Below are 21213 nucleotides of genomic sequence, written 5' to 3' on the forward strand. Positions count from 1 at the left end.
TCAATGAAGGGGCGTCCTAACCGGAGCTCTTGAAAGGGACCGAACCATCGACAGGGTGATCATCGGAGAAAAACCCGCTGTTATTTCGCTACTATCCGAAAGTCGAGCCGCAAGAATTTGCCGAACCGAATGCTATTGGATCGCAAGAACGGCAATTGATGCTGCCAGCGAAGGCAGCATGACCACGACGCCGATCTTCATGAATGCCCAGGCTCCGATCTGTAGACCCTCGCGGCGAAGCGCGGTCAGCCAGAGTATCGTCGCGAGCGACCCGGTGACGGAGAGATTAGGCCCGAGATCGATGCCGATCAGCACGGCGCCAGCAATCTTATCCGAGACTTGCGCCAACTGGATCGCGCTTCCGGCAACAAGCCCGGCTGGCAGATTGTTGACAAGGTTGGAGACCAGAGCGGCCAACGCCCCGGCACCAGCAGCAGTCCACGTTGGAGAAGACGAAGCATTGTCGGAAATGGACTGTGCGAGAGTGTCGATCAGACCCGTGCGGTTCAATGCCTCGACCACGACAAACAGTCCGGCGACGAGTGGCCACACACTCCACGACACACCTTTCAACGTCCCGGCGGGACTTTGCCGCGTGACGATCAGGACAACCGCAGTTGCCGCGCAACCGGCAAGGAATGTCGGAAGCCCGAGATCGAAATGCAGGGCCGATGCGCCAAGCAGAATGACGGCCGTCCCACACAATGCAAAACCAGCAAGCTTCGCGCTGCGCGACAATGGTACAGTCTGCACATCGGAGGCAACGCTGTCGGCCACGATGGTGAAGCGCTGCGTCCAGTACAACGCAAGGAACGTCACGACGATAGAGACGATCGAGGGCAGGCCAAAGGTTGCAAGCCATCGTGACAGCGGCGGCATGTCCCCACCCCCGAAAATCACCAGATTGGCTGGATTGGAGATGGGGAGGACAAAGCTCGCTGCGTTGGCGATGAAAGCGCAGATGAGCAGATAGGGCATCGGGTCCCGCACCTTCGCCGTCCGGCAGGCGGCATAGACCGCAGGCGTCAGCACCACTGCCGTCGCGTCGTTCGACAGAAACACGGTGACAACGATCCCGACGCCATAGATCAGGACGAACAGGCGCTTCGGCGACCCCTTGGCGTGGGTGGTCGCAATAGAAGCCAACCAGTCAAACAGCCCCTCCTGACGCGCGAGCTCGGAGAGCAACATCATGCCGATCAGAAAGAGATAGACGTCCATACCCTTCGCAACGCCCGTCAAGGCATCGGTCGGACCGATCAGACCGAGGACTACAAGCGAAACCGCGCCGACAACCGCCCAGATGGCTTCCGGCCAGGCGAAGGGCCTGGTGATCACCCCGAGTGCGGTTAGCCCGGCTATGCCCCAGGTCATGGTCAGTGCGTTCATCGTATTTCCAAACTGAGTTTCGGAGTGCATTCCACCTTATCGCCATCAGCGATTGGCCGCGGCATCCATATCGTTCTTTTGCGGCGGCGCAATACTATCTCTGCCGATCAGGAAGGCGGCCACAGCTAACACGGCAACGCCACCATGGACCCAGTATGCAAGTCCATAGCCGCCGATGTCCGTCAGGCAACCGGCGACGATATTGCTGAGCGACGCTCCGACGCCCTGTACGGTCATCACGGCGGCGAGGCCAACGTTGAACCGTCCGGTACCGGCAGGAATGCGTTCCGCAGCGATCGGGATTGCGATGACGATTAGGCCGGTACAGATGCCATCGAGAATCTGTACAGGGAAGATGACGGCAAAATCCGTAAACGATCCAGAATATTGAAGTTGTTCGCTTCATCCGGCCGGTGAGTTGGTGTTCTGAGGATGGCGCCCTTCCCTTCGACGGCTTTCCGTTACGTGCATCCGCGATAAAGTTCGATCGACGACGCGTGCGCACCGATCATCCCGCGCACCTTGCCGGCCATCGGCCGGTTGTTCTTCTCCGCGTCCCAGACCGCGCGGAAGCGCTCCACTGTTTCGCGCGCCGTGTCGAGCACCAGCTTTTCGGACAGCTCCGCCTTTGCGGCAAGATGCGCGAGCTCGTCCATCGACAACGCCGTTATCTTCTTTGTGCGCGAGAAATTCAGCGCCGCCGTGTCTTCGCCCTCGATATAAGGGATCGTCGATGGCAAGTCATAAGCGGGGGGAACGCGCTGGTGTTCGCCTATCGGGATAGATGATCGACCAGTTCTTCAGGTGCATGTCGCCGTTACCGATCAGGGTACTGAACACGAGCCGCCGGATGAACTCGGCGACATCGGCCGCACCCGTCTCGATACCCAGCACGTGGCCGATCATGCGGTAATTGCCTTTGTCGTATTTATGGTCGGGAAACACGCCGAATAACTGCGCGAAATCCTCGATATGAACCGGTCCGTCCGGCATGCGATCAAAACGGCTGATCGCCAGCGCCTGCCCCTGCAACTCGCCGATGCCTTGCGGCAGACCGCTGACGGCATCGAGATCGACCAGCTGGATCTCGGGTACATTCATGCCCATCATGCCGGCGATCGTCATCATCGCGAACTCGTTCTCGGGCGCGCCGCTATATTGCTGCGACGGTAGCTTCACGAGCCATGAGCCGCCGGCGTCGATACTACAACGAGGATCGTCCTCACTCGGCAATCGGATATAACGTCCCGATTGCCATGCATAATCCCGGTGGCGCAACCAGCCCGTCATCGTGAAAAAAGCCCGGAACCTCCAATGTCCGGCGATCCAAACTTCGGTCTCAGAGCAAACTCATTGGCAAGTTCGATCTGTCTCATCTGGAAGCCAGATTCACCGAACGTGGTCAATCCGGTCATCTCACCAGTCAAAGGTTAAAGGTGTCGATGAATTGAGGCTTCGGCCAAACGTGAACATCGCTGCGCTCACGGGAAACGAGTGAAGAAGCGTTACCTCGTCATGCCCACTTCGGCCGGGGCACGGAATTTAGCAGCGATTTCGTGTAGTCGTGCTTCGGGCACTCGAATAGCATCTCCGTATTGCTTTCCTCCACGACCCTGCCTTGCTGCATCACCAGTATCCGGTCGGCGAACTCGCGTACAATTAGCAGGTCATGCGTGATGAAGACGTAGGAAAGGCTCAGCCTGCTGCGAAGATCGGCCAGCAGTGCGATGACCTGCATCTGGATCGACACGTCGAGCGCGGAGACCGCCTCGTCGCAGACGATCAATTCCGGTTCGCTGGCCAGCGCGCGGGCAATCGCGATCCGCTGGCGCTGCCCCCCGGAAAACTGGTGCGGATGACGGTCGGCGTGCTCCGCTTTCAGACCGACAAGTTCCAAGAGTTCCACGACCCTGTCGTTCCAGCGCCGCCGGGGCAGGATGTCTCGATGGATGGCCCAGGGCTCCGAGATGATCGAGCGCACGTTCATGCGTGGGTTCATCGAGCCAAACGGATCTTGAAACACCATCTGTACCCGACGACGGAAGCCATTCAGGGCCTTTCCCTCCAGCTTGAAGATGTCCTCTCCGGCAAACAGCGCCTTGCCGGAGGTCGGATCGTTCAGCCGAAGCAGCATGCGCGCGATACTGGACTTGCCTGAACCGGATTCTCCCACAATGCCTACCGTCTCTCCACGGCGGACAGTAAAACTGACGTCGTCGACGGCCCGGAATTCCCGTTTGGGCGAGAAAGGCCCGGAACCGAGCATATAATGCTTGCTCAGGTGTTCGATCTGCAACAGGATTTCACCCTTGAGCTCGGTGCGCTGTTTCGGCGACGAACCGGCATGCGGCATGGCCGACATCAGCCGGCGCGTGTAGGCATGACCCGGATTGATGAAAATGTCCTGCGCAGGACCGCTCTCGACCACCTTGCCGCCACTCATAACGATGATCCGGTCCGCCATGGCCGCCGCAACCTCAAGATCGTGGGTGATCATGATCAGCGCCATGCCGGTTTCGCGCTGCAGGTCCCGTAACAATTCGAGGATCTGCGACTGGACGCTCACATCCAGCGCCGTGGTCGGCTCGTCGGCGATCAAAATATCCGGTTTCAGCGCAATTGCCATCGCGATCATTACACGCTGGCGCTGGCCGCCGGAAAACTGGTGCGGATAATAGTCGATCCGCCTTTCCGCATCCGGAATACCAACGCGTTCCAGCAGGTGGACGACCTTGTCTCGCACAGGACCGTCTCCGACGCCACCATGACTTTCGAAGACTTCGGCGATCTGTCGCCCTACGGTGTAGACAGGGTTTAGATAGGCCAGCGGATCCTGAAAGATCATGGCGATGCGTCGCCCATTCAACTGGCGCCGCCCCTCTTCGTCGAGCCGGGACAGATCGGTTCCGTCGAAAATCAGCGAGCCGGAAACGATGTCGCCCGGCGGGCAGTCGATAAGGCCCATGACGGTCCCAGTACTGACGCTCTTGCCGGAGCCGCTTTCACCGAGAATCACCAGGGTTTCCCCCGGGCAGACATCGAAGGACACGCCATCGACGGCACGAACCGGGTCGCCTTCAGACAGGAAATCGACCGTCAGGTTGTCGATCTTAAGAATGGGCTTGTCCGACGGGGTCATCGCGGGGCCTTTCGCAGCGATTGCAGGCGCCAGCGCTGCAACGGATCGGCAACAGTCCGTGCCCAACTGGCGAGAATATTGAGAGAAAGGGTCGTCAGCAGGATGGCGAGACCTGGCCAGAAGGCAATCCACCACGCTGATGCCAAATAGCCGCGGCCATTCGCAACCATGGCGCCCCAGGTGAAGTCCGGGGGCTGAATGCCGAGTCCGAGAAAGCTCAAGGAAGATTCCGCCAGGATGACTGTGGCGAAATCGATAGCCGCTATCGTCACCAATGTCGGCAGCACGAGCGGCGCTATGTGCCGGAAGAGGATGCGCCCGGTGCCGGCGCCCATGGAGCGCGCCGCGCTGACGAACATTCGCTCACGCAATTCCAGCACCTCGGCTCGCGCCGTGCGGACGAAGATCGGCATACGCGTGATTGCCAGGACGATGACCAGGTCCGTCATGCTGGGGCCGAGCGTGTAAAGCACGATCAGCGCCAGAAGCAGCGACGGGAAACTCATGATCACGTCGGCCAGACGCAGAATGACATGGCTGTACCAGCGCTCGGAATATCCAGCAATCAGCCCGAGGATGCCGCCCGCGACCATGGAGCAGAAAACGGCGGCGGCGGCGATGCCGAGCGTATTCCGCGCCCCGACGATCAGCCGTGCCAGAATGGGCCGCCCAAGTGTATCGGCACCGAGGATGTATATGAAACCATGCTCCAAGGAAAACGGCGCCAGATTGCGCTGCCGCAGCCCGAGCTTGCCGGCGAGATCACCCACCAGAAGCGGCCCGACCAGAACGCAAGCGACGAGCACCAGCAGGAAGAGCGCCGCGCACAGCGCCAGCTTGTCGCGCGCAAGATAAATGGCCAGCTGCCGGAGGCTGCCGGGCGACTTCACGGATACCACCGTCACATCGGCCATGGTCCGCTCCTTCAATACCGGATGCGCGGATCGAGCGTGACATACAGCAGGTCGATCGCGATGTTGACGATGAAGATGGCGATGGCGGTGACGAGGATCGTCGACTGCACGACGGCGAAATCTCGCTGGATGATGGAATCGATCATCAGCTTGCCTATGCCCGGCCAGCCGAAAATGGTTTCGACGACAACGGCCCCGTTTATCAGTCCTGTGGCCAGATCCCCCGCCACCGTGATGACCGGAAGCAACGAATTCCTCAGGGCGTGACCGAAGATGATCTTGCCGCGCTTCATGCCTTTTGCATGAGCCGTCTTGATGTAGGGCGCGGCGAGCGCGGAGATCATTGTGCCGCGGACCACCTGCACCAGAAGACCGAAAGGGCGTAGCATCAGCACAGCGATCGGCATAATCCAATGCAGGCCAGTACCCGTGCCAGACGTGGGTAACAACCCGAGCCCAACCGCAAAGACGAGAATCCCAACGATCGCGATCCAGAAATCCGGCGTGCTGGCACCGGCCAGCGACACAAGGCCGGCGATACGGTCAAACAAGCTGCGGGGCCGGGCAGCCGCCAAAGCTCCCACGACGATGGCGAGCACCGTTGCGAGCGTCATTGCGACGAAAGCGAGTTTCAACGTGGCCGGAAAGGCTTCGAGCGCTATTTCGATGGCGGACCGGTTCTGGCGTAGCGACTGACCGAAATCCATCGACAGCAGATTCTGCAGGTATTGCAGGAACTGTATGTGAATGGGCTGATCCAGACCGTTCAGCCGCGCGAAGGCTTCTCGCGCCTCAAGGCTGGAATCGAGCGGCAGATAGAGCGCCGACGGATCACCGGTCAGGCGTGTGAGGAAGAAGACGAGTGTCAGCAGACCGATCAGCGATATTATGCTATGATACGCCCGCCGGCCGATATAGCCGAACATCATGCGGAACCTCTGGTTTTACCTGGAGTTCAAACGAGCGCGGAAAGGCTCTTCCACGCTCGCCGGCATATTGCGGCTCAGTTCTTGAGGCCGATATTTGCAAGCGGAATCTCGCTGTTGGTCGTTATGTCCGGTTTCCAGTCAAGACGCGTGCCGACACGGGTGTATCCGATCATGTGGAACATCGGGATGTCGAGGGCCAGTTCGTCATGCACCTTCCTGAAAATCGCCTTGAACCTGGCCGTGCGGTCCCCTCCAGTGGCCGACATGGCACCGGCGATCTCCTTGTCGAGCGCAGCATCGCTTACCGTGGAATAGCTGCCTTTCGAGGTATAGAAGATCGGAATGGTGAATGCAGCGTCGCCCTTGTTGTTGTCGTGCATCATCTGCAGCAGGTTCGGACCACGGCCTTCCGGAAACGGCTTCTGCAGGTAACGCAGCCAATCGTTCACATCCAGCATGGTGAGCTTCACATTCAGGCCGACGTCCTGCCACATGGCCATCATGGCTTCCATGGCTTCCGTGCCGTTCGGATAGATGCCGTTGCGGCCGATCAGCTCGATTTCAGTTTCTACGGGGACGCCGGCTGCCTTTGCCTCGGCAACAAGCGCGCGTGCCTTCTCGGCATCAAAAGTCCAGGGCGCGAGCTTGTCGTCGTGTCCGTTGATGCCGACGACAACCATTTGCGAGGCACGTTTGGTGTCGTCTCCGAAGAGCTGCGCAAGACCTTCCCAGTCGATCGCAAGGTTAAGCGCCTTGCGAATACGGACATCGTCAAGCGGAGCAAACCCGGCATCGATGCGCATCGCAGTCGTTTCCGAATTAAGATAGGCGAAATCCGTTTCCGGATTGGTCGCGTCCTGGATCGCGATGGACGGCGTCAGGTCGGCCTCGCCGGTTTCGACCATCGCTGCACGAATCGAGGATTCCGGACGCCAGACATAGCTGGCCTTGGTGATGGCCGGCTTCTTGCCCCAATAACCATCGAAACTGTCCAGTACAACCGTCTGGGGCGTGAAGCTCGCAAGTCTGAAGGGGCCGGTGCCGATCGGATCGTTGACCGCCTTGTCTGCTGGCGTGTTCGGGGAGACGACCATGACCACACTGAGCAGCGTCGGCAGAATCGGCTGCGGCGTATCCGACTTGATCTCGACCGTCAGGTCGTCGACCGCCGCCACTGTGAGTTTGGCGGCGCCGAATTTGGCGATATTGCTGCAGGTTACCTTGCCGCCGGTCATGCGCTCGATCGAGAACTTGACAGCTTTGGCGTTGAAGGCGACACCATCCTGGAACTTCACGCCTTCGCGCAGCTTAAGCCTCCATGTATTCGGATCGGTCTGCGTCCATTCAGTCGCTAGGCTGGGCGCGGCCTGACCGCTTGCCGGATCGATGACCGTAAGTGGCTCGACAACGTTGCGGCTCAGGATCTGGCCGACATTGGTGATGATGGTGCCGCATGGCTCAAGGTTCGCCGGCTGCTCCGGCAGGACGATATTGATTTCGGAGGTGTTTTGCGCCGTGGCATGCCCGGCGAAACCGGCTATAGCCATCGCGCCTGCGACGAAACGAATAGACTTTATTGCCATTTGCACTCCTCCCAAAGTGAAACGATGATGATCAAGTCATGATTGTGTCAGCGGCACCGATCTTCGGGCGCCCGCCCCGTGCTCACATCAGCCGCGCGCGCAGCATTTCACGCTCCTCGCCCGAGTAGCGAGGGGCCGATATCGACCATCGACCTTGATGATGGAGACGACGTCGCTCGCCTTGCGATGGCGAAGCGCCGCAAAGGGAAGAAGACCGTAATGAAGAACACTTTCCATCGTCTCCTCCCACGCTGAAAGCCATCGAAGAAAATTCATATTATGACTTTCACGATGAGTCAACCGGCCTCATCCTTTTTCAGCGCAGCTTCTCACAACGTTAAAGAGCGGTAGCGCTTGATGCCCGTGACAAGATGGCGCCGCATCGCCTCGCGCGCGCGATCGGGATCGCGGGCGAGGATAGCCTGCGCTATCTCTCGATGCTCGTCGAGAATGGGAGCGTCCCTGTTGGGCAGAGGGTCCACTCCACCCATGACCGTACGGAACTTCACGCGCGGAATCATGCGCCGCCCGACATGTTCGAGGAACGTGCGAAAGCGGGCGTTATTGGTCGCCGTGGCAATGGCCATATGGAACTGGAAATCGGCCTCGTCCGTCGGTTTTCCTTCCGCAACGAGACGCGAAAAACGTTGGACCTGCTCCTGAATTTCAGCCTCTTGCGCCGGAGAGCTGCGCGCCGCCGCAAGGCCGGCCGCCTCCACTTCGATGCCGATGCGAAGCTCCAGCTCTTCGATAATGTCAGAGATTTTGTCCGTTTCGCCCGTGAATAACCGAAGTCCCGCATCGCCCTGCCGCGGACCGATCACGAAGACGCCCGAGCCCTGCCTGGGCTCGACGAGACCATCTGCACGTAATGCCGCCATCGCTTCACGCACTACGGTCCGGCTCACACCGAACTTATCGACCAACGCAGGCTCTGTAGGCAACTTGTCTCCGGACGCATAATAGCCTGCATCAATCTGCGCTCGAAGTGCGTCTTCAACCCCTGCCGACAAAGATCTGCGGCCACGCGGACGTTTCAGTTCAGACATCTGCCCTCCTACAATCATCCGGAATTCATCGTATGATGATAGCATATACCTAAGCGTATTGCGAACGATTAACCAGAACAACGGCGCGGCGTTCGATGGCATGGGGCTTGCCCGGCTTCCCATAGGCTGATTCGGCATCGAATGCGGGGTCTGACTCATTCTCGATGATGTTTTGGATTCCACTGGCCTGGTTTCTGAAGGAGAATCAGCGCCATGCGAGCCCATTTTCGGCTTTCCGATCTGATCCCTGCCAAGTTGAACGTGGAGGCAGTGCATCACAGACCCGACGTGATCGTCGTCGTCACATATGGTAAGTCCCGAGATTGCAGGTGTCCCGAATGCGGTACGACCTCCCATCGTGTTCATAGTCGCTACCCTCGGATGATTTCCGATCTGCCGTGTGCGGGTCGAAGGATCGAATTGCACCTGACCGTCCGACGCTTCGTCTGTAGTGCCGACCATTGCCGCCGAAAGATTTTCGCCGAGCGTTTCGGTGATGACATAGTCCGCCCCATGGCCCGCCGGACAGCACGTCTGGACACCTTGATCGCCATCTCGCTCTTGCATTGGGTGGTCGTCCGGCAGCACGGTTCGTAGATCGTCTCGGGTTTCCGGTTAGCAATGACACGCTGCTTCGAACCGTTCGCCGGTATGATCGCCTGCCGCCAACGCCGCCGAGCGTTATCGGCATCGCACGATCATCTGCGACCTTGAGCGGCGAAAGGCGATCGTCTTGCTGCCCGACCGGGAACCGGCGACTGCCAAGACCTGGTCCAGCAGCCCCAGATCGAGATCGTCGCACGAGACCGCGGCGGCAGATATGCGCAGGCCGCCACACAGGCCCTGCCACATGCCGATCAAGTCGCCGACCGCTGCATCTGATGGAGAACGCTAGCCACGCCTTTCTCGACGCTGTGCGCAAGTCGATGCGGCAGGTCCGCACGGCAGTCGGCACAGCAAGCGTAAATCCTAAGCTTCTGACTGCCGCCGAGCGCTTGCAATACGAGGGATATCTGCGACGTGAAGAGGCAAACGCTGTCATTCGTGGGCTCGTCGGCGAAGGCGTGCCCATCAAGGAAATCGTGCGCAGAACCGGGCACAGCCGGAAGCTGGTTCGCAGCGTTGTTCGTGGTCAACGGACCGACATCTTCCGAGTCCAGCAAACTTCGCTGGAACCACACCTGCCGTGGCTTGAAGCATAATGGGATGCCGGATCACGAAACGGCGCTGAACTGTGGCGGCAGCTTCGACTGGCTGGGTTTGGCGGAGGTCTCCGTGTTGTCACGGAATGGGCAACACGACGAAGGCAGGCCGAAAAGGCTGAGAACGGGCTCGGCCACGCGCCGGGCGCACGCACCATCGCCCGCCTGATGACCCTTGAACGCAACAATTTGACCAAGGCTCAAACGATGACGGTTGCCGCAATCGAGGAGCAATTGCCGGACCTTGTCGAGGCCAGGGATGTCGTCGAGAGCTTTTACGATTGCTGCGCTGCAAGTTGAAAGATGATCTGCAGGCTTGGATCGACCGCGCAGCAAGAAGCTTGGTCGCCTCATTCGCAAACGGCGTTATCCGCGACAGAGCAGCAGTTCAGAATGCAATAACTTCAGTGTGGTCGAACGGCCAGACAGAGGGCCAGATCACTAAGTTGAAACTCATCAAGCGCCAGACGTACGGGCGCGGGAAACTCGATTTGCTTGAGGCACGTATCGTCGGAGCACCCTGATGTCATCGAGATTGCGTCAGCCCCCAATTTCACTCTACAAGGGGGTTCAATGGCTCTCCCTTGTAACGTAATCGCGCCAACCACCGTATGCGCTGATGTCCGGCTGAGCTTCTGTTGCGGCTGTCTCGCACAGGAACCCGGTGACCATCGAACCATCGTTGAGTGAAACCTTGCCGACGCCAAGCGGTGCCGGAATGCGCCCGACGAAATCGCCAAAGCCGGCAACCGGCAGCGCCCAGACCTCGACAGCAATGGATGCACCATCTTTGGCGACGCGAATAAGGCCGGGTTTCGGGGGCACGGTGCCCGTTAGCGCGAACAGGCGGTAGTCTTCTGTGGTCCCAGCTGTCCGCCGAAAGAAGCCGCCCCGCTCTTTCAGTTCACCGTTGAGCGGCATGCCGGACAGATGCGCGCCGACGACGGCGATCTCCCGATAATCATCGGGCAATGCCGGCTCTTCGGCATCCGGATAGGAATTTTCGAACTTTGCGAGGTTGAGGCCGGTCGCCTTGTGAAAGGCTGCCGCGATACCGGCGGCACGCGCCTCCTCGAACCCAGGCGCGAGGAAGGTTACGCCGAGCGGCAGGCCATCCTCGCGAAAACCATTCGGCACAGCGATGCCACACAGGCCCATCAGATTGACGAAGTTGGTGTAGATGCCAAGGTTGCTATTGAGCTGGATCGGATTCGCGGCGATCTCTTCCTTGGTGTAGATCGTTGGCGTCGTTGGCACCATCATCACGGCAATGTCCTGCCAGACGGCACGCGTATCGCGCTTCAGTTCGGCGATGTGGTGGATCGCAGCGAAGGTGTCCACCGCGGAGAAATTGCCGGATCGAGATAGTATCTGGCGGGTGACGGGGTGGATCGCCTCGCCATGTTTGGCAAGCACGGTGTCGAGGCTGAGCGCCCGCTCGGAAATCCAGGGTCCCTCATAGAGAATGCGCTGGGCGTCTTCGAACGGCGTAAAATCGATTTCGACCTTTTCGCCGCCCATGGCGATCAGCCGCGCGATCGCTTCGTTGAACAGACGTTCGGCTTCCGTATCGCCGAAGAAGCGGAGCGCGGCACCGGCCGGCACGCCGAAGCGAAAATGCGGTGGTGGAGCGACCGGGGTCAGTGGCACCGCATCGGCTTCCGGCTTGGAGAACGGGTAGGATGAATCGTAGCCGGCGATGAGATCGAGCACCTTCATGCCGTCTTCGACCGTCAGCGAAAAGACCGAAAGCGTCTCGATGGTCTTGACGCAGCCGCCACCGGAGACACAGGCGTTGCTGACAAGCCCCGGCGTCGGCTTGATACCAACGATATTGTTGAAGCCGGCCGGGACGCGGCCAGAGCCGGCGGCATCGTTGGCGATCGAGAAGCTGCAAAGCCCGGCGGCGACCGAGACGCCGGAACCGGAGCTCGAACCACCGGAGATGAAGCGGTCGTCGAACACCGACGAGCAGGCGCCATAGGGCGAGCGCATACCGACAAGACCGATACCGAACTGGTCCATGTTGGTCTTGCCGATCAGAAGCGCGCCGGCATCGAAGATGCGATCGAGCGCCTGGCCGCTGGAGGTTGCGATATAGGCGCCTTCCTTCAGCGCATTGGTGGTCGGCAGGCCGATGATGTCGTTGCAGTCCTTCACCGAAAAAGGAATGCCCCAGAGCGGACGTTCGTCATAACCCTGCGCTTCCAGTTCCTTGGCGGCGTCGAGTGCCGTCTCCCGCGAAACAAGGTGAATCCAGACGTGGTCTTCGCCACGGGCGGCAATGCGATCGTATATCGCATTGATAACGCGGGTTGGCGTCAACGCGCCGCTGGCATAGCCCTTCGTCAGGGCAATGAGATCAAGGCTGCCGGTTGCATCGGACCAAGGCATTGCGGACATGATGTGCTCCTAAAGACTGCTGAGGGCCGAATGAATGTCGGCTGACGTGGCGACCGTGCCGAAAAGGCCGTTGCCGAAGGTGGTGATACGAAGTTGGGCGTCGTGGCGCGCTTGCGAGGTGCCCTTGCAGGCATCGGCAACAGCCAGGCATTCGAAACCCATATCGTTCGCCCCGCGCTGGGTCGCGTGCACAAGACCTTCGGTCGGCAGCCCGGTGACGAGAAGATTGCGGATGCCGCGTTGGCGCAACGTCTCTTCGAGGCCGGTGCCGAAGAAGGCATTGTCGCCGGCGCAATCGACGACGATGGCGTCCGGCGGCGGCACAAGGCGCGCGCTTAACGTCCAATCGGCACTGCCGCGTTCGGGAATGGGATCGCCAAGCAAGCGCCTGCGAGCGGCGATCGGATTTTCATCAGGACCGTAGCCACGACGGGCAGCGACAATCGTCACCCCAAGGGCCGACGCGGCCTCGAGCAGGCGGAGCGCCACCGACAGTTCGGCACCGGCGTCCAGCGTGACAACCGGCGCCTCTTGGAAGCCGAGCAGCAGCAATGCGGTATCGGTGGCCGACCAATTGCCGTCAAACGGCCAAAGATATGGCTTGGCGGCGATCGGCTCGAAGGATGCCTTGCTCATCTCAACCATCTGCCTTCTCCAGCATGTCGCAAAACGCCGCGCGGTTGGAAACACCGCCCCATCGCCCGCCGTAGGCCTTCAGGATTTCGAGAGTCGCCTCGTGATTGCGACTTTCGACGGCTGCCGTGCAATCTTCGAGCAAGACGCACTCGATGCCGTGCTCATAACCATCGCGAACAGTCGACTGGACGCAGCAATCGGAAGTCACGCCCGCGACCACCAACCGCGATATGCCGCGTCTTTCCAGTTCAGCGGCAAGTTCCGTGCGGTGGAAAGACGATTTTCCCGGCTTGTTGATGACGAGTTCGTCTGGCTGTGGCGCCAGTTCCGGGATGATCTGCCAACCGGGCTCCCCGTGAACGAGGATGCGACCGTTCTTGCCGCTGTCGCCGATGCCGAGGCCGTGGACACGCGTCCGCCACTGCTTGTTGGCATGAAGATCGGAAAGATCGCCAATATGTCCTTCGCGTGTATGAATGACGGCGATGCCGGCGGCGCGTGCCGCATACAGGGCTTCGCTGATCGGGCCGATCACGGCGCGGGTATTGGTGACATCCTCCCCAAGCTGGTCGATCCAGCCCCCAGGGGCGCAGAAATCCACCTGCATATCGATAATGATCAGCGCCATGCGCGCCTTGTCGACCGGGCCGCCGAGCGGCCAGAAGTCCTGGTTCTCCGTGGTGCTCACAGTGTCACTCCGGTTTCCGGGTCGAAGAAGAGGACGAGCGAAGGATCGACGGTGAAGGCGACGGCGTCGCCGCGCGAGATTCGGTGACTGCTGTCGACCAATGCCTTGAGTTTGGGTGCGGTCTTCATCAGATCGCGTTCGTCCTCCACCATGTTTGCGTGACCGATCGCGATACCGTGGCCGTCCATATGAAGAAGCAGCGTGGCGCCAAGGTCTTCGACGAAGCTCGCTTCGGCGGCCAGTATTCCCGTCGCTCCTGGCTGTTGCGCGACTTTCAGATGCTCCGGCCGAATGCCGAGAATGACCTTCCCACCGATACACGGCGACAAGCGCTCGCCGGAAATACCCAGCGGCAACATGAAATCACCGCAGGAGACGGCCGGGCGGCCGTCCTGAGAGACCACTGCCGCCTCCATGAAGTTGATCGGCGGCGAGCCGATGAAGCTCGCGACGAACATGTTGGCCGGGTTGTCGTAAAGCCGACGCGGCGTATCAAGCTGCTGGATCGTGCCCTTGTTCATGACCGCGACACGGTCGCCCATCGTCATAGCCTCGACCTGATCATGGGTGACGTAAACGGTAGTGACCGCCGTCATCCGCTGGAGACGGGATATTTCCGCCCGCATCTGGCCGCGTAGGCGCGCGTCGAGGTTCGAAAGCGGCTCATCCATCAAAAATGCGTTGGGCGAGCGCACAAGGGCGCGTCCCATTGCGACGCGTTGGCGCTGACCGCCGGAAAGCCTTGCTGGCTTGCGGTCCATGAACTCTGTCAATTCCAGGAGATCAGCCGTTTCCCGAACCTTTTTCGCGATGACGTCGGCCTTGACGCCGCGTACCTTGAGACCAAAGGCGATGTTTTCGGCGACCGTCAGGTGCGGGTAGAGCGCATAGGACTGGAAGACCATGGCAATGTCGCGGTCTCGCGGCGCCTGATCATTGGCGACGGTGTCGTTGATCCGAAGCGTCCCGCCGGAAATATCCTCTAGCCCTGCAATCATGCGTAGGGCCGTTGTCTTGCCACACCCCGATGGGCCAACAAGCACGATGAACTCGCCGTCCTTGATGTTGAGGTTGAAATTGATCAGCGCGGCGGCCTTGCCGCCCGGGTAGGTTTTCGAAACGTTTTCGAACGAAATCTGGGCCATGCTGTCAGTCCTACTGTACGCCGTTTGTCGCGCCCTGAACGAAATAGCGGTTCATGAACAGCGCCATCAGGACAATCGGGATCGTTGAAAAATGAGCGAGCGCCCCGAGCGTCCCCCAGGTGATATCCTTGGTGCCATAGGCGGTCAGCAAGGCGACCGAGATCGGCTTGGAATCAAGCGTGGTCAGGAACATGGGATGCAGGAAGTCGTTCCACGAAAACATCATGCAGAACAAGGCGCATGCGATGACGCCGGAGCGAACGGCGGGCACCGCGACCTTCAGGAAAGCGCCCATCTGCGTGCAGCCATCGGTGAGTGCCGCCTCTTCCATATCCGGCGGCAATGCCTTGAAGTAAGAGAACATCATCCATGTCACGAAGGCGCAGTTGAGCATTGTGTTGAAGACGATGACGGCCCACCATGTGCCCAGAAGCCCGATGTCGCGCATCAGCAGATAGAACGGGATCAGCGCTGCGATCGCCGGGATCATGCGGATCGCCAGAAAGAAATAGGCGAATCCGGCCGAGAAGCGGGACCTCGAGCGGGCAAGCGCGTAGCCGGCGGGAACGCCGAGAATCAGCGACAGCACCGTGGTGCCGATGCTGATCACCAGCGATGAGCGCACCAGGGAGACCACGTCGAAGATAGCGAAAGCCTGCCGGAATTGGTCGAGTGTGGGCTCGAACGAAAGGCGTGGCGGCACCGAGAAAATTTGGTTCGATGGCTTGTAGGCCGTCGAGATCAACCAGAAGACCGGCAGGAGAAAAGTGACCGCGATGATAAGGATTGTCGTTCTTTCGAGAGCGACGCGGCGCGTTGAAACCTTAGCCATTGATCTACTTTCCGTTGATCCGAACGTCGGCTCGCCGAACCACCAAAAGCAGCATCGTGGCGATAAGCGCAATGAACAGAAGCGTGACGTTACCGACCGCCGAGGCGAATCCGACATTGAAAAACTGCAGGCCCTCCTTCACCCCGAGCAGCATCAGCGTGTTGGTGGCATCATTCGGACCGCCGCCAGTCGTCACGAAAACCGAGTCGAACACGCGGAAAGCGTCCATGGTTCGCAGCGTCAATGCTAGGAACACCGAAGGCAGCATCAGCGGTAGGATGAGCATGCGAAACCGCTGCCAAGCAGTCGCGCCATCTACCCGTCCCGCCTCCAAGACATCGCCCGGCAGCGCCTTCAGTCCGGCGAGCAAGATCAGCGTCATCAGCGGCGTCCACTCCCAGCAATCAATCAGGATGAGCATCCAGAGCGCCGTGCCGGCATCCGTCAGCAGACCGGTCCGAGGCCCGATACCCGCTTCCGAGAGAAAGAAGCCGATGATGCCGTAATCCGCGCCGAGCATTGCCTTGAAGATCAGGCCGACGACGAGCGGTGTGATCGTGGAGGGAATGAGAAGGAAAGCGAGCACAGTGCGATTGAAGCGGCTGTCGCGCCAAAGAAGCAGGGCTAGCGCGAAGCCGAGCACCAGTTGCAGCCCGACGCTGAAGAAGGTGAACTGGAACGTGTTCAGGATCGCCTTGCGAGTCGTGGCATCTGAAAAGATATCGATGTAGTTCTGCAGGCCCACGAACTGGGTGCGTGCGGGCCGCAGAAGATTGTACTTGTAGAAGCTGTAGCCGATGCCCTGTGCGAGCGGCCAGAGGCCGACGACCGCCACGTACAGAACGGCCGGCGTGGCCATGAAGAACAGGAAAAACCTGCGACGATTGGCGAAGTTATAGTGCATGGTCGGACTGCGGCTCATTCAAGAAAAGGCCTTTACGTGGCGTCTCATTCCCACCGGATAAGACCGGCTCGGACAAGCAGGTCAAGACAAAGCGCCCGGCTCTCGCACGCCGCTGGTTGATTGCGGCGCGCGAGACGATATCAGAACAGCTTCTTGGCGGCTTCCTGCGCCTTACCAAGGGCGTCCTGCGGCGTCGCGGCGCCCGCGAGCACGGAGTTGACCGCGGTTCCAAGCAGGTCCTGGATCTCGGGATACTCAGGAATACGCGGGCGGAATTCGCCGTTGCCGTGCTCGTAGGTCTCTGCGATCACGGGCAGGAAGTCGTACTTCGCGAGGAGATCCGGATCGGTCATCTGGCTCTTGCGCATAAAGCCACCAGCACCCATCATATTGAATTCCTTGTGGATCTTCTTGCTGGTAATCCACTTGATGAACGTCCAGGCAGCTTCCTGCTTGGCTGTGTCGATATCGGCGTTGATCGCGAGGCCCCAGCCGCCGACGCCATACTGCGGCGTCATGCCCTTGGCGACGGGCGCAACAGCTATGCCGACCTTGCCGACGACGTTGGACACTTTCGGATCGGAATAGGCGGCGGCGCCGACCGACCAGGTTTGCATGAACGTCGCCATACCCTGGCGGAAGCTTTCTTCGCGTCCACCCCAGTCGTACTCTATGGCACCGGGCGGTGCGGCTTTCGTGAACAGTTCCTTGTAGACGGCCAGGCTCTTGATGTTTGCTTCCGAGTTCAACGCCGGCTGGCCGTCCTTGTCGACGATCGAGCCGCCGAGCTGGTTGTTGTATTGCATCCAGTCCTGCGCCACAGCCGGACCCTTCTGGCCGTTCGCGACGAAGCCGTAGATCTTTTTGGATGGATCGTTGAGCTTCTTGGCGTCTTCCACCAGCTCTTCCATGCTGGCCGGTGGCTTGAGGCCTGCCGCATCAAGCACGTCCTTGCGATAGGCCAGCACGTTGGCGTAGGCGGCGAAGGGGAAAGCGACATACTTCCCCTTGTATTGACCGAGCGATTCCAGCGCGACGGGATAGATGTCGTCGAGATCAAGCTCAGCGGCATCGCGCTTCACCCAATCCGTCAGGTCGACGGAGTATTTGTTCTCCGCGTATGCGCCGGCCCAGACCACGTCCATGGTCACGAGGTCGTAACCCTTGGTGTCGCCGATGAAGTCGGCGGTGGTCTTGGTCAGGAGCGTACCGTAGTCCATGATCTCGACCTTGAGATCGGCGCCGGTTTCCTCCTTGAACTTGGGAGCAAGCTCGGTGAGCACTTTTGAGAAGCCGTCGTTCATCGAGGCGATAGTCAGGGTTACGCCATCGAGCGACTTCGCCTGCGCGTAAGCCGTCGTCGCCGTCAGCGCCAGGAAGGCTGCGGCCACCACATGCCCTGTCGATTTCAGCGTGAATGATGAAGAAACTTTCGCCATGACTGCCTACCCTTCCCGTTCTGGAGTTGATTGAAAATCAGACTATCCTGACGCTTGCTCAAGTCAAACAAAAATACACAAAAATAACATTTACTTCGCGCATTTGCATGATTTGCCTAATGGATCTGCATTGTGCCTAAAGGCTAGTCGCGGTGCTGTTGGTTTTTTCGGCATAAGGATACTAATTGTTTATCCTCCTGTTTTATTTGACCGTTTCCAAACAATTACATCTGATAAAACCCGGATGTCTTCGGGCGGCAGTTAACCCGGCATTGGATGAACCCTACAAAGGCCTCCCCCACCATGAATGCTTGCGCGGGATGCAAAATAACATATTCAAACACTTTACAACTTTTCGATGTTCGGTAGGCTGTGAAAAACACCGGAGTCTTGTCAACATGCCACAGACGCCACCAACCAGAAGCGTTGCATCCGAATTGCCGAGGCACGACCCCCCGGATACATCAGGCCTTACGCGCCTGGAGACACAGGTCCGGCGTGATCTCGACAGCATCGAGGCGTCACCACGTGCCTGGGTGCCGGAACGACGTGACGTTTTCGACAATGTAATTGCCGACGTCGTCATCGTCGGCGCGGGCTTGTCGGGGCTATCGCTGGCTTTCGGATTGAAGCGGCAGGGCATCGAGCGTGTTCATCTGATCGACGCGGCGCCACCCGGCCTTGAAGGGCCGTGGTTGACGACCGCGCGAATGCGGACCCTGCGTTCGCCGAAGACACTCAGCGGTCCGGATCTCGGCATACCGAGTCTGACCTACCGCGCCTGGCATGAAGCCGTTGAGGGGCAAGAAAGCTGGGAACGGCTCGACAAGATCGATCGCCAGGCCTGGATGGCATATCTCGCATGGTTTCGTTCAATCATCGGGCTCTCGATCGAGAACCATACCCGCTTGCTGTCGATCTCGCAGGAAAAAGACCATCTCCGTCTTCATGTCGAGAGAAATGGTCAAGGCTCCAGCATCGCGTGCCGCAAGGTGGTGCTGGCGACCGGGCTGGAAGGCGCCGGTGGGCTGAGCGTGCCACCTGGCGTCGGTGCGCTGTCGCGCGCGCGGTGGACACATAGCGGCGAACTGATCGACCCCAGCATTTTGTCGGGAAAACGCGTCGGCGTCATCGGTGGCGCCGCTTCGAGCTTCGATTGGGCCGTGACGGCGCTGGAAGCCGGAGCTGCCAGCGTCACCTTGCTAGCCCGCTCCCCCACGCTTCCGCGCACGGAAATTCTCGACTGGTCTAATTTCCCGGGCTTCCTGAACCATTTCGCGGATCTGGATGACCAAACGCGCTATCGCTTCACACGACGCATGTTCGCTTTCAAGACGCCGCCGACAAACGAGATGTACGAGCGTGCCATGGCGTTTCCTCAGTGCCGGCTGGCCACGGGAGCCGAAATCCGCTCCATGTGCATGGCAGGCGACGACATCACTGTAACAACGACTGCTGGTGAATTCGTCTTCGATCACCTATTGCTTGGAACGGGTTACTCCGTAGACTTATCGCGCCGACCCGAACTTGCGAGGCATATCGATCAGATCGCCACTTGGGCGGATCGCTTTGTTCCCGCGGTGGGCGAGGAGGATGCCGACCTTCTGGCCTACCCCTATCTGGGATCCACCTTCGAGTTGATGGAAAAAACGCCTGGTGCCTTACCAATGCTCGCCAACATCCACGTGTTCAACAGCGCCGCGGTGCCCAGTCTGGGACCGATCTGTAACGGCATCACAGGCTTGAAATCGGGTGTGCCGAAGCTTGTTTCCGGCATCTGCCGTGGACTGTTCATGCCCGAGGTGGAGCATTTCTACCGCTCGCTCGACAGCTACGACACGACGCATTTCCAGCCGGACCGCGTCTAGCCGCGAAACGTCGCGATCCTACGCGATCAACCCGACGCGTCGAGCGGCCACCACCTTGTAGAGCCTGTCACCCGTATGGCGGTACTCCTCGAACGCGGAGAAGACCAGCGAATGATCGTGCTCGTCGTTAGATGCGACAGCTGCTGCCGCGATCTCCTGGTCATCGGGAAGTGGCAGCGCGCTCCACGCAGCGATCACATCGGGCGATGGTGGAAGTGGCATGCCGATCTTGGTGTAGAGCGCCAGGACGACTTCCCAGAAGTGCACGGCAAGCTGCTGCGGTTCATCGACATACGGGCTGACCAGCCGCAACCAGTGGCAGCCAGTCACCGCATGCAGGGCCTCGAAACTCATCGAGGCTGAGTAGAGCAGAAGAGAAGCAGGACGAATCTGCTCCAGAAAATCCGGGCCTGCGACGAGACGACCGAGACGATCTTGAAACGCGGGCAACTTTCCCATCGCCTCTATCCACTTCCATAGCAGATGAGTGGGCGCCTCAACGTCCCGAAACGCTGCTTCCTCGCGCATGGCGAGAAGGTGGGCGAGTGGATCGGTCACCGTCGCGATACGATCGGAGGAGATGCCTTCATAGGCGAGATAGGTGGCTGCCCAATAGCCGAGTGCGTTCGCGACTTCACTGTCGTCGGCGCGCAGAAGCGAATAGGCAAGGCGCATCAACCCGTGGGTTGCGGATGCCGCGACACCGGGGGCGAGGATCGGAACATAGCGGCGAACCGCGGCCGGCCCACCGATTTGACTGATGATGCCGGCGAAGAAAAGCCGCAGGTCCGCTTCGCGTTCGCGGTCGCCAAGCGCGTCTTTCCAGCTTGCCTCGTCGAGCGGCGACACTGCGGGAGTTGGAAAGGGCACGGCGTGAACACGGATATAGTGATCTGCATACTCTTCAAGTCGTGCGGACGACGCGCCAAGCCGCGCCATGGCCTCAAGGACCATTGGAAGGTGATTGGCTAGACAGACCGGAAATTCACCGCTCCGCCGGCCAATCTGCGCAATCAACGACGCAACCGCGCGCCTATCGGCAGGACTCTGGAATGCTGGAATATTTGCAAGCTGCGGCATCGCGGATCCTGTC

Annotated in this window: 16 protein-coding genes and 3 pseudogenes; 2 read left to right on the top strand and 17 right to left on the bottom strand. The window is 59.7% G+C overall.

Going from position 1 to position 21213, the window contains the following annotated elements:
• Positions 1 to 132: 132 nt before the first annotated feature.
• From EX00_RS01155 to EX00_RS01190, 9 genes and pseudogenes are all read right to left on the bottom strand, one after another.
• On the bottom strand, positions 133 to 1389 hold the full coding sequence (locus EX00_RS01155) for an arsenic transporter (protein ID WP_047453266.1): 1257 nt from the start codon (positions 1387 to 1389) through the stop codon (positions 133 to 135).
• A 45-nt stretch (positions 1390 to 1434) separates the two neighbouring features.
• A pseudogene (locus tag EX00_RS30895) lies at positions 1435 to 1773 on the bottom strand (MFS transporter); the annotation flags it as partial.
• A gap of 77 nt (positions 1774 to 1850) precedes the next feature.
• Positions 1851 to 2583, bottom strand: a pseudogene (locus EX00_RS01165) (type II toxin-antitoxin system HipA family toxin); the annotation flags it as partial.
• A gap of 319 nt (positions 2584 to 2902) precedes the next feature.
• A complete protein-coding gene (locus EX00_RS01170) occupies positions 2903 to 4528 on the bottom strand; it encodes an ABC transporter ATP-binding protein (RefSeq protein ID WP_047453270.1) in 1626 nt (541 codons plus the stop codon).
• Positions 4525 to 5442: an ABC transporter permease gene (locus tag EX00_RS01175; protein ID WP_047453272.1), complete on the bottom strand. Its 918-nt coding sequence runs from the start codon at positions 5440 to 5442 to the stop codon at positions 4525 to 4527. The genes EX00_RS01170 and EX00_RS01175 overlap by 4 nt, the downstream gene beginning before the upstream one ends.
• 11 nt (positions 5443 to 5453) lie before the next feature.
• Positions 5454 to 6368 carry an ABC transporter permease gene (locus EX00_RS01180; protein ID WP_047453346.1) on the bottom strand — a complete coding sequence of 305 codons (915 nt, stop codon included), beginning with the start codon at positions 6366 to 6368 and terminating at the stop codon, positions 5454 to 5456.
• Between the two features lie 77 nt (positions 6369 to 6445).
• Positions 6446 to 7954: an ABC transporter substrate-binding protein gene (locus EX00_RS01185; RefSeq protein WP_052210616.1), complete on the bottom strand. Its 1509-nt coding sequence runs from the start codon at positions 7952 to 7954 to the stop codon at positions 6446 to 6448.
• An 87-nt stretch (positions 7955 to 8041) separates the two neighbouring features.
• Positions 8042 to 8191, bottom strand: a complete 150-nt coding sequence (locus tag EX00_RS31375) for a hypothetical protein (RefSeq protein WP_155293994.1) — start codon at positions 8189 to 8191, stop codon at positions 8042 to 8044.
• Between the two features lie 92 nt (positions 8192 to 8283).
• Positions 8284 to 9003, bottom strand: a complete 720-nt coding sequence (locus tag EX00_RS01190; protein ID WP_047453350.1) for a FadR/GntR family transcriptional regulator — start codon at positions 9001 to 9003, stop codon at positions 8284 to 8286.
• A gap of 213 nt (positions 9004 to 9216) precedes the next feature.
• Between EX00_RS01190 and EX00_RS30900 the strand changes: the two are divergent.
• Positions 9217 to 10729 (top strand): annotated as a pseudogene (locus tag EX00_RS30900) (ISL3 family transposase).
• A 46-nt stretch (positions 10730 to 10775) separates the two neighbouring features.
• On the opposite strand, the gene atzF reads toward EX00_RS30900, so the two are convergent.
• The 7 genes from atzF to EX00_RS01235 all read right to left on the bottom strand — a co-directional run bounded on the left by atzF (position 10776) and on the right by EX00_RS01235 (position 18252).
• On the bottom strand, positions 10776 to 12608 hold the full coding sequence (gene atzF, locus EX00_RS01205) for an allophanate hydrolase (protein WP_047453276.1): 1833 nt from the start codon (positions 12606 to 12608) through the stop codon (positions 10776 to 10778).
• A gap of 9 nt (positions 12609 to 12617) precedes the next feature.
• Positions 12618 to 13253, bottom strand: a complete 636-nt coding sequence (locus EX00_RS01210; protein ID WP_047453278.1) for a cysteine hydrolase family protein — start codon at positions 13251 to 13253, stop codon at positions 12618 to 12620.
• Positions 13246 to 13872, bottom strand: a complete 627-nt coding sequence (locus EX00_RS01215) for a cysteine hydrolase family protein (RefSeq protein ID WP_080761181.1) — start codon at positions 13870 to 13872, stop codon at positions 13246 to 13248. Before EX00_RS01215 ends, EX00_RS01210 begins: the two co-directional genes overlap by 8 nt.
• A 56-nt stretch (positions 13873 to 13928) precedes the next feature.
• Positions 13929 to 15077 carry an ABC transporter ATP-binding protein gene (locus tag EX00_RS01220; protein WP_047453282.1) on the bottom strand — a complete coding sequence of 383 codons (1149 nt, stop codon included), beginning with the start codon at positions 15075 to 15077 and terminating at the stop codon, positions 13929 to 13931.
• A gap of 10 nt (positions 15078 to 15087) precedes the next feature.
• Complete coding sequence (locus EX00_RS01225; RefSeq protein ID WP_047453284.1) at positions 15088 to 15909, bottom strand: carbohydrate ABC transporter permease; 822 nt, start codon at positions 15907 to 15909, stop codon at positions 15088 to 15090.
• Between the two features lie 4 nt (positions 15910 to 15913).
• A complete protein-coding gene (locus tag EX00_RS01230; RefSeq protein ID WP_047453352.1) occupies positions 15914 to 16813 on the bottom strand; it encodes a carbohydrate ABC transporter permease in 900 nt (299 codons plus the stop codon).
• A 140-nt stretch (positions 16814 to 16953) separates the two neighbouring features.
• Positions 16954 to 18252, bottom strand: coding sequence for an extracellular solute-binding protein (locus EX00_RS01235; RefSeq protein ID WP_047453286.1), 1299 nt, complete (start codon positions 18250 to 18252; stop codon positions 16954 to 16956).
• A gap of 185 nt (positions 18253 to 18437) precedes the next feature.
• Between EX00_RS01235 and EX00_RS01240 the strand changes: the two genes are divergently transcribed.
• Positions 18438 to 20120: an FAD-dependent oxidoreductase gene (locus EX00_RS01240; protein WP_234708945.1), complete on the top strand. Its 1683-nt coding sequence runs from the start codon at positions 18438 to 18440 to the stop codon at positions 20118 to 20120.
• 18 nt (positions 20121 to 20138) lie between these two features.
• Here EX00_RS01240 and EX00_RS01245 read toward each other — a convergent pair whose 3' ends face one another.
• Positions 20139 to 21200: a questin oxidase family protein gene (locus EX00_RS01245; RefSeq protein ID WP_052210617.1), complete on the bottom strand. Its 1062-nt coding sequence runs from the start codon at positions 21198 to 21200 to the stop codon at positions 20139 to 20141.
• Positions 21201 to 21213: the final 13 nt, after the last annotated feature.

Origin of the sequence: Martinezella rhizogenes (assembly GCF_000799715.1) — a bacterium.
Lineage (GTDB): Bacteria > Pseudomonadota > Alphaproteobacteria > Rhizobiales > Rhizobiaceae > Rhizobium > Rhizobium rhizogenes_C.